General features: G+C 31.4%; 15 protein-coding genes. 12 read left to right on the top strand and 3 right to left on the bottom strand.

Going from position 1 to position 15,674, the window contains the following annotated elements; translation table 11 throughout:
- Positions 1 to 64 precede the first annotated feature (64 nt).
- From B2G86_RS04735 to moaA, 6 genes are read left to right on the top strand one after another with little or no spacing between them, the layout of a single operon-like run.
- Positions 65 to 1,324 carry a molybdopterin molybdotransferase MoeA gene (locus B2G86_RS04735; RefSeq protein WP_078356981.1) on the top strand — a complete coding sequence of 420 codons (1,260 nt, stop codon included), beginning with the start codon at positions 65 to 67 and terminating at the stop codon, positions 1,322 to 1,324.
- Entirely contained in the window at positions 1,321 to 1,782 is a 462-nt protein-coding gene (gene mobB, locus B2G86_RS04730; RefSeq protein WP_078356980.1) for a molybdopterin-guanine dinucleotide biosynthesis protein B, read from the top strand. Before B2G86_RS04735 ends, mobB begins: the two co-directional genes overlap by 4 nt.
- A gap of 8 nt (positions 1,783 to 1,790) precedes the next feature.
- Positions 1,791 to 2,240 carry a molybdenum cofactor biosynthesis protein MoaE gene (locus tag B2G86_RS04725; protein WP_078356979.1) on the top strand — a complete coding sequence of 150 codons (450 nt, stop codon included), beginning with the start codon at positions 1,791 to 1,793 and terminating at the stop codon, positions 2,238 to 2,240.
- Positions 2,240 to 2,473: a molybdopterin converting factor subunit 1 gene (gene moaD / locus B2G86_RS04720; protein WP_078356978.1), complete on the top strand. Its 234-nt coding sequence runs from the start codon at positions 2,240 to 2,242 to the stop codon at positions 2,471 to 2,473. Before B2G86_RS04725 ends, moaD begins: the two co-directional genes overlap by 1 nt.
- Positions 2,474 to 2,480: 7 nt before the next feature.
- On the top strand, positions 2,481 to 3,074 hold the full coding sequence (mobA, locus tag B2G86_RS04715; RefSeq protein ID WP_078356977.1) for a molybdenum cofactor guanylyltransferase MobA: 594 nt from the start codon (positions 2,481 to 2,483) through the stop codon (positions 3,072 to 3,074).
- A gap of 27 nt (positions 3,075 to 3,101) precedes the next feature.
- The gene (moaA, locus tag B2G86_RS04710) at positions 3,102 to 4,124 is read left to right on the top strand and encodes a GTP 3',8-cyclase MoaA (RefSeq protein WP_078356976.1); all 1,023 of its coding nucleotides are present in this window, start codon (positions 3,102 to 3,104) and stop codon (positions 4,122 to 4,124) included.
- A 110-nt stretch (positions 4,125 to 4,234) separates the two neighbouring features.
- Here the strand turns inward: moaA and B2G86_RS04705 are convergent, their stop codons facing one another.
- Complete coding sequence (locus B2G86_RS04705) at positions 4,235 to 5,275, bottom strand: SDR family oxidoreductase (protein ID WP_078356975.1); 1,041 nt, start codon at positions 5,273 to 5,275, stop codon at positions 4,235 to 4,237.
- A gap of 149 nt (positions 5,276 to 5,424) precedes the next feature.
- On the opposite strand from B2G86_RS04705, the gene B2G86_RS04700 reads away from it, so the two are divergent.
- The 4 genes from B2G86_RS04700 to B2G86_RS04680 all read left to right on the top strand — a co-directional run bounded on the left by B2G86_RS04700 (position 5,425) and on the right by B2G86_RS04680 (position 12,904).
- Complete coding sequence (locus tag B2G86_RS04700) at positions 5,425 to 6,624, top strand: putative multidrug effflux MFS transporter TcaB (RefSeq protein ID WP_078356974.1); 1,200 nt, start codon at positions 5,425 to 5,427, stop codon at positions 6,622 to 6,624.
- Between the two features lie 437 nt (positions 6,625 to 7,061).
- Entirely contained in the window at positions 7,062 to 8,312 is a 1,251-nt protein-coding gene (locus B2G86_RS04690) for a lipid II:glycine glycyltransferase FemX (RefSeq protein ID WP_078357094.1), read from the top strand.
- A 114-nt stretch (positions 8,313 to 8,426) separates the two neighbouring features.
- A complete protein-coding gene (locus tag B2G86_RS04685) occupies positions 8,427 to 11,579 on the top strand; it encodes an efflux RND transporter permease subunit (protein WP_078356972.1) in 3,153 nt (1,050 codons plus the stop codon).
- A 164-nt stretch (positions 11,580 to 11,743) separates the two neighbouring features.
- Positions 11,744 to 12,904, top strand: a complete 1,161-nt coding sequence (locus tag B2G86_RS04680; RefSeq protein WP_078356971.1) for an aminotransferase class I/II-fold pyridoxal phosphate-dependent enzyme — start codon at positions 11,744 to 11,746, stop codon at positions 12,902 to 12,904.
- A gap of 65 nt (positions 12,905 to 12,969) precedes the next feature.
- On the opposite strand, the gene mspA is transcribed toward B2G86_RS04680, so the two are convergent.
- Both mspA and B2G86_RS13035 read right to left on the bottom strand, forming a co-directional pair.
- Positions 12,970 to 13,290 carry a membrane stabilizing protein MspA gene (gene mspA / locus B2G86_RS04675; protein WP_078356970.1) on the bottom strand — a complete coding sequence of 107 codons (321 nt, stop codon included), beginning with the start codon at positions 13,288 to 13,290 and terminating at the stop codon, positions 12,970 to 12,972.
- A 15-nt stretch (positions 13,291 to 13,305) separates the two neighbouring features.
- On the bottom strand, positions 13,306 to 13,473 hold the full coding sequence (locus B2G86_RS13035; RefSeq protein ID WP_016911506.1) for an SE1832 family protein: 168 nt from the start codon (positions 13,471 to 13,473) through the stop codon (positions 13,306 to 13,308).
- Between the two features lie 48 nt (positions 13,474 to 13,521).
- On the opposite strand from B2G86_RS13035, the gene ybaK reads away from it, so the two are divergent.
- Together ybaK and B2G86_RS04665 are read left to right on the top strand one after the other, a co-directional pair.
- Positions 13,522 to 14,004: a Cys-tRNA(Pro) deacylase gene (ybaK, locus tag B2G86_RS04670; RefSeq protein WP_078356969.1), complete on the top strand. Its 483-nt coding sequence runs from the start codon at positions 13,522 to 13,524 to the stop codon at positions 14,002 to 14,004.
- 104 nt (positions 14,005 to 14,108) lie between these two features.
- Positions 14,109 to 15,020: an AEC family transporter gene (locus tag B2G86_RS04665; protein ID WP_078356968.1), complete on the top strand. Its 912-nt coding sequence runs from the start codon at positions 14,109 to 14,111 to the stop codon at positions 15,018 to 15,020.
- The last annotated feature ends 654 nt before the right edge of the window (positions 15,021 to 15,674 follow it).

The following is a 15,674-nucleotide window of genomic DNA, read 5'->3' as shown; positions in this document are numbered from 1 at the left end:
ATCATCCTTTCTTAAAAATATTATAACATGTAAGCAAAGAAAAAATGACAAGGAGTGCTAATAAATGGCTGTTGAAATGCGAACACCAATACCTGTTAAAGAAGCGATAGAACGTGTTATAAAAATAGTGAAACATAAAGAAGTAAGCACGTTACCAATTGAACAAAGTTTAAATTCTATATTAGCTGAAGATGTAAAAGCGACGTATGATATACCTAGATTTGATAAATCACCTTATGACGGCTTTGCTATTAATAGTAAAGATTCACAAGGAGCTAATGGTAATAATAGAATTCAATTTAAAGTTATAGATCATATTGGAGCAGGAACAGCTTCAGATGTCACAATAAAAAATGGCGAAGCAGTTCGAATTATGACTGGAGCACCGATACCAAATGGTGCTGACGCAGTTGTAATGTTCGAGCAAACGACAGAAAATGAAAAAGGATTTACGATACGCAAGTCTTTTAAACAAGGTGAAAACATCGCATTTAAAGGTGAAGAATGTAAAGAAAATGACATTGTATTAAACAAGGGTAAACTTATTAATAGTGGAGTCATTGCTGTCTTAGCTACATTTGGATATCAAAATGTGAAAGTTTATCAAAAACCAACAGTTGCCATTATTGCAACTGGAAGTGAATTAGTAGGTCCAAATGAACCTTTAGAACCTGGAAAGATAAGAAATTCAAACGGTCCAATGATTGAATCATTATGTAGAGGGATTAACATTGAAGCAACTACATATCAAATACAAGAAGATAATCTCAAAGGATGTATAGATATAGTTGAAAAAGCAATGTCAGAGCATAATATTGTGATTACAACTGGTGGTGTATCTGTAGGAGATTTTGATTACTTACCTAAAGTTTATGAAGCTATCGGTGCAAATGTATTATTTAACAAAGTACAAATGAGACCGGGAAGCGTAACAACAGTAGCTTATAAAGACCATAATATATTATTTGGTTTGTCTGGTAATCCATCTGCATGTTATTCAGGGTTTCAATTGTTTACAAAGCCGACTATCCAGAAAATGATGGCAGCTCAAGAAGTTTACCCGGTTATTATTGATGCTATACTTGCTGAAGATTTTAAGAAAGCTAACCCGTTTACGAGATTTATAAGAGGTAAGGCTCATTTCACTAATGAAGGTGTATATGTAGAGCCATCTGGTTTCAATAAATCTAATGCAATTGTCGCTATTGCAAATAGTAACGGTATGATTATTTTACCTAGTGGAACAAGAGTGTATGCTAAAGGTGATACTGTAAAAGTATTACTAACCGATCATCTATCATATGAAAGTGAATTAAATCTATGAAACAATTACAAGTAGTAGGATATAAAAATAGTGGTAAGACAACTTTAATAAATGAATTAATTAAAGTTTGTCATGAAAATAAAATGACTGTATCTACTATCAAACATCATGGCCATGGTATAGAAGATATTTCAATGAACCATAAAGAAGTTGATAGTTTATCATTCATATCAAGTGGTGCAGAGGAAAGCATTGTATTAGGTAAACAATTAATAGAAAGAGTTACTAAAGTAGATAAATCACTACAACAGATAATAGATGAGGATTTATCTATTGAACCAGATATACTGTTGATTGAGGGATTTAAACACGAGAAATTTCCAAAAGTACTTTTACAAAATGGGGAAAATGGGTTAGAGCATGAACTGCAAAATGTCATTTATATACTAAATGCTTTTGATAAAAAGGAAAACAAATCATTTATTGACTGGTTTCAAAATTGGATAGAAAAAGAGTAGGTGAACAAATGAAGCAGTTTGAAATTGTTAACGATCCTATCAATCCTGAACAATATAGAGAATGGACGTTAAATGAGAAGCAAGGCGCAGTAGTTGTATTCACAGGTCACGTTCGAGAATGGACTAAAGGTATTAAAACAGAATATTTATCATATGAAGCTTATATACCAATGGCTGAGAAGAAATTGTCACAAATTGGTGATGAAATATATGAAAAATGGCCAGGAACGATTGTTGCGATAGCACATAGAATTGGGGAGTTACAAATTTCTGATATTGCTGTTGTCATTAGCGTTTCTTCACCGCATAGACAAGATGCGTACGAAGCAAATGAATATGCGATTGAAAGAATTAAAGAAATTGTACCCATTTGGAAGAAAGAAATATGGGAAGATGGAGAAGAATGGCAAGGAAGTCAAAAAAAATACCATTCTTCAATTAAAATGGAGGGTGAATGATGAAAGTATTGTATTTTGCTCATTTAAAAGAAATAGTAAACACAAATGAGGAGCAAATCTCTCTTAACAATGACTACTCTGTGTTAAAATTTAAGCAATATTTAGTTGAAAAGCATCCTGAACTAGAAACTGAAACTTTTCAACTTGCTGTAAATGAGGAATTTGTGCAAGATACTGCTATTGTATCTGATAAAGATATCGTTGCACTTATTCCACCAGTCAGTGGAGGGTAAAAAGAAAATGATAGCAATAATTCTAGCTGGAGGAAAATCCAGTAGATTTGGTTCACCAAAAGCATTAGCTACAATAGAAGGAGAAGTCTTTTACGAAAAAATCATTCAAACTTTAAATCAAACTAATTTATTCGAAAAAGTTGTCATAAGTTCTAGTGATGATTTAAAAGATTCGTTTAACAACTATCAAGACATTGTAGTAGATTTGCCTGAGTATGAGAACAATGGACCTTTAGGAGGTATTTACAGCGTGATGAAGAAGTATGATACAGAATGCTACTTTGTTATTGCATGTGATACACCAAAAATAACAGAAAAAGCAATAAGTTATTTGTATCAATTTTTTATTTCGCGCGTAATGGAAGAACAGTTAGATATTGCTGGATATGAAGTTGATGGTAAAAAGATGCCGACATTAGCATTTTACAGTCACCGTGTAGAAGAGGATATTAAAGATGCTCTAGATCAAGAAGAATTTAGAATGAAAAAAATATATCAAAATAAGCCTTCACAGTGGTTAAATGTAGAATTTGTTAATGATCCAACAAACTGGTATCAAAATATTAATTACATTGAAGACCTAGAAAAAAACGAACTTTAGCTATTGTTTAGGTAAGGAGGCGTTACGATGAATCAACCTATCAAAGATAAATTAGGAAGACCGATTAGGGATTTAAGAATTTCCGTTACTGATCGTTGTAATTTCCGCTGTGATTATTGTATGCCAAAAGAAATTTTTGGTGATGATTTTGTATTTTTACCTAAACAAGAATTGTTAAGTTTTGAAGAAATTGTACGTCTTTCTAAATTGTATAGTTCTTTAGGTGTTCAAAAAATTAGAATTACTGGTGGAGAGCCACTGCTAAGACGTAATTTATATAAATTGATTCAAGAATTAAACAACATAGAGGGCATTGAAGATATTGGGTTAACGACAAACGGCCTTTTGTTAAAAAAACATGGTTTGAATTTGTATAATGCGGGATTAAGAAGGGTCAACGTTAGTATTGATGCATTAGATGATAACTTGTTTAAATCAATAAATAATCGTAATATATCCGCTTCTCAAATACTTGAACAAATAGATTACGCAACAAGTATTGGCCTGAAAGTCAAAGTTAATGTTGTTATTCAAAAAGGTGTTAATGACCAAGAAATATTGCCACTTGTACAATATTTTAAAGATAAAAATATCATTGTGAGATTTATTGAATTTATGGATGTAGGAAACGATAATGGATGGAACTTTGATAAAGTGGTGACGAAAAAAGAAATGCTGAATAAAATTGAATCATCATTTGATATTGAACCAGTTGATTCAAGTTATTTCGGTGAAGTTGCAACTTACTACCGTCATAAAGACAATCATGCCCAATTTGGGCTAATAACAAGTGTGTCAGCATCATTCTGCTCCTCTTGTACGAGAGCAAGAATTTCTTCAGACGGTAAATTTTATGGATGTCTATTCGCTGAGAAAAATGGATATGACATTAAGTCGGAACTACGCAGCGATAAAACAGATGTTGAATTATTGGCTACTTTGAAACATTTGTGGAATATAAGAGCTGATAAATATTCAGATGAACGTACAGAAGCTACTGTTGCAAGACGTAAAAATAATAAAATTAATATGAATTATATAGGTGGATAAAAAGTATATAATTCACATTATAAATAACTCGCCAATCCGTATACTATAAATGACGGATTGGCGAGCTTTTTGTTCAATATATATATCATTCTGTCTGATATTTTCAACGACTACTTATTAAAATACTTTCTTATTATCATATCTAATGTATCTTCAGAAAGTTTTAAAGTGCTTTGTCCTGCTTTTTGCATCATTGCTGCTGTATTATCATCATTAAATTCTATTGATTTCGAGAAATATGGCGCAAATACATCAATAAAACTATTAAGCACTCTTTCATCATCTGTGATTGTGTTGATTTCAGAAAGTGGGGCAACTTCTAATTGTTGAAAGTCTAAATGTTTTTTTATTGTTTGGAATATAAATTCATTCGATGGTGGATGATTATTTGTAGCATGATAAATTTTATGATTTTCAGCGTAATCACAAGCTACAGTTAATACGTCAACAACATAATCGACTGGCACAAAATTTGAAGTATGGCTCGCATTTCCAAACAGTCTATAAATTTTGTTGTCATGCTGTCTTTCTATTTTTCTTTTGAAAACTTTTAATGCTTTCATAAAGCCATATAAAGTAAAGTTTGAATCTGCTTCTCCAGTTTTAGAGTCTCCTATAACAATGGCTGGTCTAATAATTGAAGTTGCCATCGTTTCTCGTTGTGCTACGATATGTTCTGCTCTTATTTTTGTAGCTTCGTATGGATTATGTGTAGGTGACTCAAGTGAATGTAATGTTTCTTCGGCTTTGTTTTTCTCTCCGACTGTATAGGCTGTTGATACATAAATAAAATGTTTAGTATGTAATCGTTCAGCTAAATTCAAAGCATGCTTTGTTCCAATGTAGTTGATTTGATAAAGTTCATTTGCTAATTCAAAGTTGAATTTGACTAATGCAGCTAAGTGATAAAACTTATCCATTTGAGGTAAATTACTTATGACTTGATCATTAACTCCACAAAATTCATTTGTAATGTCCCCGTGAATAAAATGGATTCTTGAATGAAATTGAGGGTCTAATTTTTCTAATAGTAATGTTTTTTTCTGTTCAGATCTGTATAAAATGTAAAAATGTTTCTGTGCATCTTTTGAAAGTGATTTTATTAATTCAGCACCTACAAAACCCGTTGCACCAGTTAAAAAGATGTTCATGATTCCACTCCGATTCTAAGTTTCTTATTATATTTTGAATGATGACATAGTGAAAGTAAAGCAATTTAATAATTGATTATATTTACATTGCCTTTTGAATTTTGATAAGCATATAATGAAAGGTAAGAGTGATAAAAGGAGCGTATTTCATGAATGAACAAAAGATGACAAAGCCCTCACTATTTTTAATAGTGATTTTAGGTTTATTAACAGCATTTGGGCCATTTTCGATTGATATGTATTTACCAGCGTTACCTGAAATTAGTCACGACTTTGATACGACAACTTCTAATACTCAATTAACATTAACATTATTTATGATTGGTCTAGCGATTGGACAAGTCTTTGTCGGACCACTTTCAGACTTTATTGGAAGAAAAAAACCACTAATGGTTGCTTTAATTGTTTATACGATTGCATCAGTTTTATGTGTGTTTGCACCGAATATATACATCATGATGGCACTTAGATTTATTCAAGGATTTACAGGTGGAGCTGGAGCGGTTATTTCCCGGGCAATATCAAGCGACTTATATAAAGGTAAAGCACTGACGAAATTTTTAGCTATATTGATGTTAGTGAATGGTGTAGCGCCGATATTAGCGCCAGTATTAGGAGGCGTTATTTTATCATTTTCAACTTGGAAAATGGTGTTTATTCTTTTGACAGTGTTTGGATTAATTATGTTTAGTTTGTCATCAATCAAATTAACGGAATCTTTACCGGAAGAGAAACGTTCATCAGGCAGAATAAGTGAAGTTTTAAATGATTTTAAAAACTTGTTACAAAGTCCAAAGTTTTTATTACCTTTATTTATTCAAGGTTGTACATATGCATTACTTTTTAGTTACATATCCGCTTCATCATTTATCACACAGTCTGTATATCATATTTCACCACTCGCATTTAGTTGGATGTTTGCTTTTAACGGACTTGGATTAATATTATCAGGACAAGTCATTAATAAACTAGTTGATTATTATGATGAACACTTATTAATGCGTTTATTCGGTATGATACAAATAGTAGGTGTTGTCATTGTGTCAATAACTTTGATAAATGGATGGCCACTATGGCTGTTAATAATTGGATTCTTTATTCTAGTTAGTCCGGTTTCAGCAATTGGGACGACTGGATTTTCGATTGCTATGGCTAACAATAAAGGCGGGGCAGGTAGTGCAGCTAGCTTATTAGGATTATCTCAATTCTTATTTGGTGGCTTAGTATCACCGTTAGTAGGGATTAGAGGAGAACAGGATGTATTTCCTTATGTGTTTACGATTATTATTGTGTCTATTTTATTGATAATATTATATTTCATAAATAGTAGAGTTTTTAGAACAACGTAATAGAGATAAGAAACGCGCATTTTTTAAAAGGCGCGTATTATTTATTTAAACTTAATTTACATAAACATTAACGTAAACACTTTGAATAATTAGTGATAAATGGATTAATGCTATAATAGTACTGAGAATGGCTATAAATAAAACGGATTTTCGAGCATTTTCAAGTATAAATACGATGCTTAATAAGAATGTAAAAGCTACAACTATAATACGATAACTTAAATAATTAATAGTGACATCAAAGTTAAGGCTAATGATAATCAATATAATATTTAGGATAATAAAAAATGATAGAAATAATTGTCTCATGTATTTCAATCCTAACTGTATGGTTTATGAAACAAGTATAACAAATAATGGGCTTTTGCGTGAAATTGTAGTATGTTTCATTGTATAATTGAGAGACGAATTGATAAAAAGGAGATTTATAAATGACGATAAAGAAAATGAATATCACTCATGAGCAACATGATGAATTTGTAAAGCAACATCCAAATGGTGATATGTTGCAACTTACAAAGTGGGCAGAATCCAAAAAGCTTACAGGTTGGTATTCTCGTCGTATTGCTGTTGGTGACGGCGAAACGTTAACAGGAGTTGCACAACTATTATTTAAAAAAGTACCAAAATTACCATATACTTTATGTTATATATCTAGAGGATTTGTTGTAGATTATAAAGACGAAACTTCTGTTAAAGTACTTTTTGAATTGTCTAAAGAGATGGCAAGACATGAAAAAAGTTATGCAATCAAAATTGATCCAGATATAGAAGTGGACCAATCAGAAGGCGTACTTGAGTATTTAACTTCTTTAGGATTTGAACATAAAGGATTTGAAGATGGATTAAGTAAGACTTATATTCAACCACGTATGACAATGATTACTAAAATTGATCAATCTGAAGAAGATTTAATGCAAAGTTTTGATAAAAGAAATCGCTCACGTGTAAGAAACTCTTTAAAACGAGGAACAGAGTTAATTATCGGGAATCGTGATGATTTAAAAATCTTCGCTCAAATCATGGAAGAAACAGGAGAAAGAGACAACTTCTTAACGAGAGATGTGTCTTATTTTGAGAATATTTATGATCACTTACATCCTGATGGAGACTGTGAACTATTTTTAGTGAAAGTTGTACCTGATAATGTGTTGGAGGATTTATTTAAAGAAAGAGATGCATTATTAGAAGAAAAAGAAAAACTTGAAGGTAGAAGACAAACTAAAAAAGTTGTTAACCAATTGAATGATGCTGATGAAAAATTAGGTAATTACGAAAAGCGTATTCAAGAAATGGAAGAATTAAAAGAGAAAAAGCCAGATGGTGTTTATTTATCTGGTGGAATACTTATCTTCTCCGGTAAGAAATCGTATTACTTATATGGAGCTTCATCTAATGAATATCGTGAGTTTTTACCAAATCACCGTATGATAATCGAAATGATGCGTTTTGCTAAAGAAAAAGGTGCTGATAAATTTGATTTTGGTGGTACAGACAACGACCCAGATCAAGATCACGAACATTATGGTTTATGGGCATTCAAGAGAGTATGGGGAACATACTTAAGTGAGAAGATTGGTGAGTTCGATTATGTACTGAACAGACCATTATATACAGCAATAGAAAAGGTTAAGCCAGCTTTTACAACTTATAAGCGAAAAATAGAAAAGAAAATCAAAAGAAACTAATATAGATTAAAAGCACTAAAACTTTAAATTTTAGTGCTTTCTTTCTGTAAAGGTGTTATTACAATGAAATTTAATATAAAATAATTTACAAAAGTAGAAATAGGAGGAAATTGAGTGGTCCAAAAAATGATTAAGTTTTCGCTGAATAATAAGTTCGCAATTTTGTTAATGACGATTATTATATTGCTTGGTGGAATATATTCAGCTTTTAAAATGAAACTAGAGTTATTACCGGATGTAACGACACCTGTTATTACAGTTACAACACCTTATCCAGGAGCAACGCCTGAAAGTGTTTTGGAGAATGTAACTGAACCAGTTGAGAAAGAAGTACAAAATCTGGAAGGTGTACAAAATGTAACAAGTCAATCTTTAGAAAATGCTTCAGCAATTACGTTAGAATATACATACCAAACAGACATGGATGAAGCAGAAACAGAATTAAGAAAGAAATTAGAGGCACTTGATTTACCAGAAGGTGTACAAGACCCTGACATGAGTAGAATGTCTATGTATTCATTCCCAGTCGTAAGTTACTCTATTTCTGATAAGAACAATAATTTAGAAAAAGCTACAAAACAAATGCAATCAGACTTAATTCCGAAGCTTGAAAAAGTTGATGGTGTACAGAGTGTTTCATTATCTGGTCAAACTTTAGAAGAAGTCAATTTAGAATTTGATCAAAATGAATTAACAAAACGCGGCATGAGTGAAGATGAAGTACTACAATATATTGATGGTGCGACAAAAGAATCACCACTGGGCTTATATACTTTTGGTGATGATTTAAAATCTATTGTAGTTGATGGTAGATTTACTTCAATAAAAGCATTAAATGATTTAGAAATTCCAATGACTGGTGGCGCGTCTAGTGGAGGCCAACAAGCTTCACAAGGTGATGCAGGTCAAGCACAACAAGCTAGTCAATCAGGTGATGAAGAATCAAGCGCATCTCCAAGTATCCCATCTGTTAAATTATCAGACATTGCAGACGTGAAAAAAGAGAAAAAACGTGACTCAATCTCTAAAACAAACGGTAAAGATGCATTAGCATTACAAGTTACAAAGGCAACTGATGCAAACTTAGTAGACGTAGTAGATAACGTAGATAAAGAAGTAGAAGCATATAAAAAAGATCATAAAAATATAGAATCTGTTCAGTTAATGGAAACAGCATCTACGATCAAAGATTCAGTGTCTACCATGGTAGAAAAAGCTTTAATTGGTTCAATCGTGGCAGTTATTATTATCTTATTCTTCTTAAGAGATATTAAGTCTACCATTATAGCAATGGTTTCAATTCCAATGTCATTATTAATGGCATTAATAGGATTAAAGGCAATGGATGTTTCGCTCAATATTTTAACATTAGGAGCATTAACAGTTGCAATTGGACGAGTTATAGATGATTCCATTGTTGTTATAGAAAATATATATCGGAGAATGTCAGATAAAGGTGAAACATTAAGAGGTAGTAAACTCATAACAAGTGCAACAAAAGAAATGTTTATTCCGATCATGTCTTCAACTATCGTTACAATAGTTGTGTTCTTACCATTAGCATTTGTAACAGGTCAAATAGGTGAAATGTTTAGACCATTTGCTTTAGCAGTTGCATTTAGTTTATTAGCTTCACTGCTTATAGCATTAACTATTGTACCTGTGTTATCACACATATTCTTTAGAAATGGTATTAAAAAGGCGAAGAAAGAAAAAGGTCAGTGGTTAGCGAATAAATATAAAGGTATTTTGAAATGGAATTTAAATCATAAATGGTTAGTTATCTTATTGAGTATAGTACTTGTAGTTGCAAGTATTGCACTTGTATTTACACCTTATATAGGTAAATCATTCATTGATACAGGCGAAGACAAAATGTTAGCTCTCACATATAAACCATCTCCAGGTGAGAAAGAAGAACAAGTAGTAAAAAATGGAGAACAAGCTGAGAAATATTTATCAAAAGATAAAAATGTAGAGTTTGTACAATACAGTGTAGGTGGGGAAAATCCATTCAATCCATCTGCTAAAAATGATATGGCTTTAATGGTGAAGTATGATAAAGACACACCTAATTGGGATAAAGTTGGTAAAGATGTAATGGACCATGTAGGCTCATTAAACCATAAAGGTGAATGGAAACAACAAGACTTTTCAACTGGTGGAACAGCTAATGAAGTTTCAGTGAATGTTTCTGGACCATCTACAGAATCAATAGAAGGAACAGTTAAAGATGTTGAAAATGAAATGAAGAAAGTTAAAGGTGTTGAAAATGTTAGTTCAAACCTTTCAGAGTCATACGAGCAATACGATGTAAAAGTGGATCAAAATAAAGCGAGTAAGCTAGGACTATCCGCAGGTCAAATAGCAATGACGCTTAATCAAACAACTCAAGATAAAGTTGTAACTAAATTAAATGATGATGGTAAGTCTATTGATGTAAAACTGACTAAGAAAGAAGAAACAGATTGGTCAGAAGAGAAGTTGAAAGATACAAAAATCACTTCACCATTAGGAAAAGATGTTACATTGAGTGATATCGCAACACTAGAAAAAACAACTTCACCGGATACAATTACTAGAGAAAATGATAAAATCTCAGTATCTGTAGATGCTAAAATTACAGCAGATGATGTTGCAAAAGTAACAACAGATGTAAATCAAAAAGTATCAAATATCGATACACCTTCTGATGTAGATTTAAATGTTGGTGGTACGAATGATGATATTAATGAAGCAATAGAACAGTTAGTATTGGCAATGGCGGCAGCAATTCTTATTGTCTACTTAGTTATTGTATTAACATTCAAAGGTGGATTAGCACCATTTGCTATATTATTCTCATTACCAGTATCTATAATTGGTGTAATCGTCGGACTATTAGTAACTCAAGAAACGATCTCAGTACCAAGTATGATCGGTATGTTGATGTTAATCGGTATCGTTGTAACCAATGCTATTGTATTAATTGATAGAGTAATTAATATGGAACAAGCAGGAATGTCAACAAGGGAAGCATTAATTGAAGCGGCTGGTACCCGTTTAAGACCTATTCTCATGACTGCAATCGCTACAATAGGAGCACTAGTGCCACTATTATTTGGTGGAGGTAGTTCAGTATTAATTTCTAAAGCATTAGCAATTACAGTAATCGGTGGATTAATTTCATCTACAATTTTAACTTTACTTGTAGTACCAATCTCTTATGAAATTATTATGAAATTTAAAAAGAAAATATTTAAAGGTTCTAAAGAACAAATAGACTAAACTTTAACCTCTCAATCCGCTTGCTGGATTGAGAGGTTTTATATTTTCTATTATTTATTTCTTAGTACGTTAATAAGAAAAAGCTTGTACGACTTTCATACTTTGATAGAATATATTCATATACAATTTTAGTCAGAAAATTTTAATTTTGAGGAGTCGTTACTGTGCCGATATCAAAACTATTATCAGAAATACCAGACAGTTACTTTGGAAAGACAATGGGGCGTAAGGTTGAACATGGTCCACTACCTCTTATAAATATGGCTGTAGGAATACCTGATGGTGAAACACCTAAAGTTATTGTTGATGAATTTATTAATGCTATTCAAAAAACTGAAAATCAAAAATATGGTGCATTTCATGGTAAAGATGCTTTTAAACAAGCTATCGTTGATTTTTATAAAAGGCATTATGATGTGACGTTAGATAAAGAAGAGGAAGTATGTATTTTGTTTGGTACGAAAAATGGATTAGTTGAATTACCTCTTTGTGTTGTTGAACCTGATGATTATGTATTATTGCCAAATCCAGGATATACAGATTATTTAGCTGGTGTATTACTTGCTAGAGCCAAGCCGTATTCTTTAGAATTAACTTCTGAAAATCACTACTTACCTATATGGGATAATGTAGAGGATGAAATTATAGATAAGACAAAACTTATTTATTTTACGTATCCAAACAATCCGACTGGTTCTGTAGCTAGTAAACAATTTTTTGATGATACTATCAATAGATTTAAGAATAGTCAAACGAATATCGTACATGACTTTGCGTATAGTGCATTTGGATTTGATAAGAAAAATCCAAGTATTCTTCAGTCAGAAGGTGCAAAAGACACTGCAATAGAAGTATATTCGCTGTCTAAAGGTTATAATATGTCAGGTTATAGGGTTGGATTTGCAGTAGGTAATAAAGAAATGATAGCTGCCTTGAAAAAGTATCAAACACATACTCATGCTGGTATGTTTGGTGCTTTACAAGATGCTAGTACGGTCGCTTTAAATGAATGTGATGATTTTCTTATTAAGCAAAATGAAATTTTTAAAAACAGAAGAAATAAATTTGAAGCATCTTTAAGAGAAGCCAATTTACCTTTTGAACCAATGAAAGGTGGTATATTCTTATGGTTACAGACTCCTCCTAATTATGATGGAGAAGCGTTCGTCGAATATCTCTTGAAAGAACAATCCATTTTAGTGGCACCGGGCATTCCGTTTGGTGATAATGGGAAGAACTATGTAAGAATATCATTAGCTTTAAGTGATTCAGAATTGTCAGAAGGTGCTTCAAGGTTACAAGAACTTGCTCATTTATATAAATAAAAAAGGAGTGGAACAGAAATCTAATTTTATAAAAAAGATTTCGTTGTCCCACCCACAATGTCATTCTAAAAAGTAATAAATAATAATATGACATAAATAATAAGTATGAATATTGTCATATAATTCAATAACTTGGTTGCTTTTTTATCTTTAATTCGATATTTGAATGCTGTAATTTCTATGTTAATGACTAAACAAACAAGAACTGCTACAATCCACCAAATTTGTATGGAGAATCCAAACACGATACTACCAAGAAATACTATAAGCATGAGTCCCATTATGAATCTTAAAGCTTGAGTAAGCATTGTATGTAGTTGATATATACTTAAATAACTTATAATAAGATAAGTAAGGGTAAATAATAAAAGTATGAGAATTAACATAATGTTTTCCTTTCGTTAATCTTGATTTAATTGAGAGCGTACTTTGCTGATTTCTTCTTCTATTTGAACAAGTTGTTTTTCTAATAAATCAGTTGCATGACCAGTAGACTCTCTTTTTTCTAAATCATTTTGTATACGTACGTAATCATATTTTAGTTCAGAAAGTTGTTGGTTTAAATCCATTTTAAACACTCCTTTTAAATTAAAATTATCATTGAAGTAGGTGATAAATTGAAAAAAGTAAAAACTAACGCAATGCGTATTCTTGATCAATATAATATATTTTATCATACTCATGAATTTAAAATAGGAAAAAATCATTTAGATGGTCATCAAGTGGCTAAATTAATTCAGAAGCCAGAAAACCAAGTATTTAAAACACTTATATTTATGAACAACAAAAGTGAATATTTTGTCTTTGTTATACCTGTAGTTGAACATTTAGATATTAAAAAAGCAAGCAAAGCTGTTGGACAGAAGAAAATTGAGCTTCTACCATTAGAACAACTTACAAAAGTAACTGGATATGTAAGAGGTGGATGTTCACCAATAGGCATGAAAAAATCATTTCAAACTGTAATTGATTTAAGTGCTGAATCACTATCCTCGATTATAATAAGTGCAGGTAAGCGAGGATATCAAATAGAACTAAATCCACATGATTTAGACAAAGTTTTGAACGTAAGCTTTGATAATATTGTTAAGGATAACTAAACTAATTTTAGTATAAATTATTAATATTTCAAACAAAAAGTGTGCATAGAATTTAAACAATTGTTAATATATATAAATGTGAGTTTGATGAAAGAAGTGATAAAGTGACAGAAAAATTTATAATGATAATTTTATTAATTGCTTTAGGTTACGTATTAAAGAAAATGAAATTCTTTAAAGCCTCGGATGGCAATGTGCTAGCAACACTTGTATTAAATGTTACTTTACCTTCATTAGTAATAGTAAATTTAAATGGGTCTGATTTAGATTTATCTCTAGGTTGGTTGCCTATATTGATGCTCTTATATGGAGTTATCGCAAAGCTTTTAGTTATATGGATGTTCAAGAAAAAGTATAATAACCAAATTCGAGGTACAGTTGGCATGATGGCAGCATCTGTAAACATAGGATTATTTGCTTATCCACTTGTAGCTCAAATTTGGCCAGAAAACGGGTTGCTATACTTTGGTATGTTAGACATTGGTACAGCAATTATTATGTTCGGTGTAACTTACTTTGTAGGAAGTTACTTTAATGATGGTGGAGATCAATTTGATTTCAAAAAAATGGTGTTAAATTTATTTAAGACAGTTCCACTCATGACATATATGCTTATGTTTATATTAAATATAATGAGTATTAAAATTCCTGGAAAAGCGATAGATTTCTTTGAAGTGATTGCAAATGCGAATATGCCGCTTTCTATGATATTACTTGGTTTATTTTTAAACTTTAAAATAGAAAAAGCATACTTGCCAATCGTTGTTAAGTACTTATTATTCCATTATGGATTTGGATTATTAATGGGCTTACTCGTGCATTTCTTCTTACCAGTTGATGATCCAATGATTAAAACAACGTTATTAATTGGTTGGTTATTACCTATTGGTGTTTCAGTATTATCATATGCTATTACATTTAAATATAAGACATTGCCAATTGTAGGAATGGCAACAAATTTAAGTATCGTTATTTCCATCGTTATATTGTATGTATATCAATTTTTCTTTGTTTAATATTGAAAACAAATATTTGGTAAATTAAAAAATAGTAAACTACTTGGGGTATAAATCCTAACTTAAAATAAATAAGCATATCACTTAACTGAACTTTTCAGTTTTACAGTGATATGCTTATTTTTTATACAATTATACGATTTTGTATGTGCATGCTTGCCTAGAGGGTATGGTTCGAGCCTGTAGTCTCTCACACATACTATTCCCTCAGGCGTCAGCACTACAAAATCAGTGTAATTATCTATTTTTATAAATCTTACGATTTTGTACGTGCATGCTTGCCTAGGGGTATGGCTCGAGCCTGTAGTCTCTCACTCATACTATTCCCTCAGGCGTCCGCACTTACAAAATCGTTGCAAATATTTATTTTATATAGAAAACAGGTTTTTCTAAGAGTTAGCTAAATGATTATCATTAAAATGCTAGGACATTTATGTCAAAGGCAATTAATCTTAAGTGTCTATATTTACATAAGTTGAGAAAAGTGTAAGCAAGGATATCCATAGTCACATAAGTGGAAAGAAGTGTAAATAAGGATGCCTATGTTAACACAAGTCAGTAGAAGTGTTAGCAAGGATATCCATAGTCACATAAGTGGAAAGACGTGTAAATAAGGATACCTATGTTAACACAAGTCAGTAGAAGTGTTAGCAA

It is taken from the genome of Mammaliicoccus fleurettii (assembly GCF_002018435.1).
Taxonomy (GTDB): domain Bacteria; phylum Bacillota; class Bacilli; order Staphylococcales; family Staphylococcaceae; genus Mammaliicoccus; species Mammaliicoccus fleurettii.
This window is presented reverse-complemented; position numbering and strand designations above follow the sequence as displayed.

Bases quoted from the DNA above. Each gene is read 5' to 3' on its own strand.
- B2G86_RS04735 (WP_078356981.1), top strand. From the start codon at position 65: ATGGCTGTTGAAATGCGAACACCAATACCTGTTAAAGAAGCGATAGAA.
- mobB (WP_078356980.1), top strand. From the start codon at position 1,321: ATGAAACAATTACAAGTAGTAGGATATAAAAATAGTGGTAAGACAACT.
- B2G86_RS04725 (WP_078356979.1), top strand. From the start codon at position 1,791: ATGAAGCAGTTTGAAATTGTTAACGATCCTATCAATCCTGAACAATAT.
- moaD (WP_078356978.1), top strand. From the start codon at position 2,240: ATGAAAGTATTGTATTTTGCTCATTTAAAAGAAATAGTAAACACAAAT.
- mobA (WP_078356977.1), top strand. From the start codon at position 2,481: ATGATAGCAATAATTCTAGCTGGAGGAAAATCCAGTAGATTTGGTTCA.
- moaA (WP_078356976.1), top strand. From the start codon at position 3,102: ATGAATCAACCTATCAAAGATAAATTAGGAAGACCGATTAGGGATTTA.
- B2G86_RS04705 (WP_078356975.1), bottom strand. From the start codon at position 5,275: ATGAACATCTTTTTAACTGGTGCAACGGGTTTTGTAGGTGCTGAATTA.
- B2G86_RS04700 (WP_078356974.1), top strand. From the start codon at position 5,425: ATGAATGAACAAAAGATGACAAAGCCCTCACTATTTTTAATAGTGATT.
- mspA (WP_078356970.1), bottom strand. From the start codon at position 13,290: ATGTTAATTCTCATACTTTTATTATTTACCCTTACTTATCTTATTATA.
- B2G86_RS13035 (WP_016911506.1), bottom strand. From the start codon at position 13,473: ATGGATTTAAACCAACAACTTTCTGAACTAAAATATGATTACGTACGT.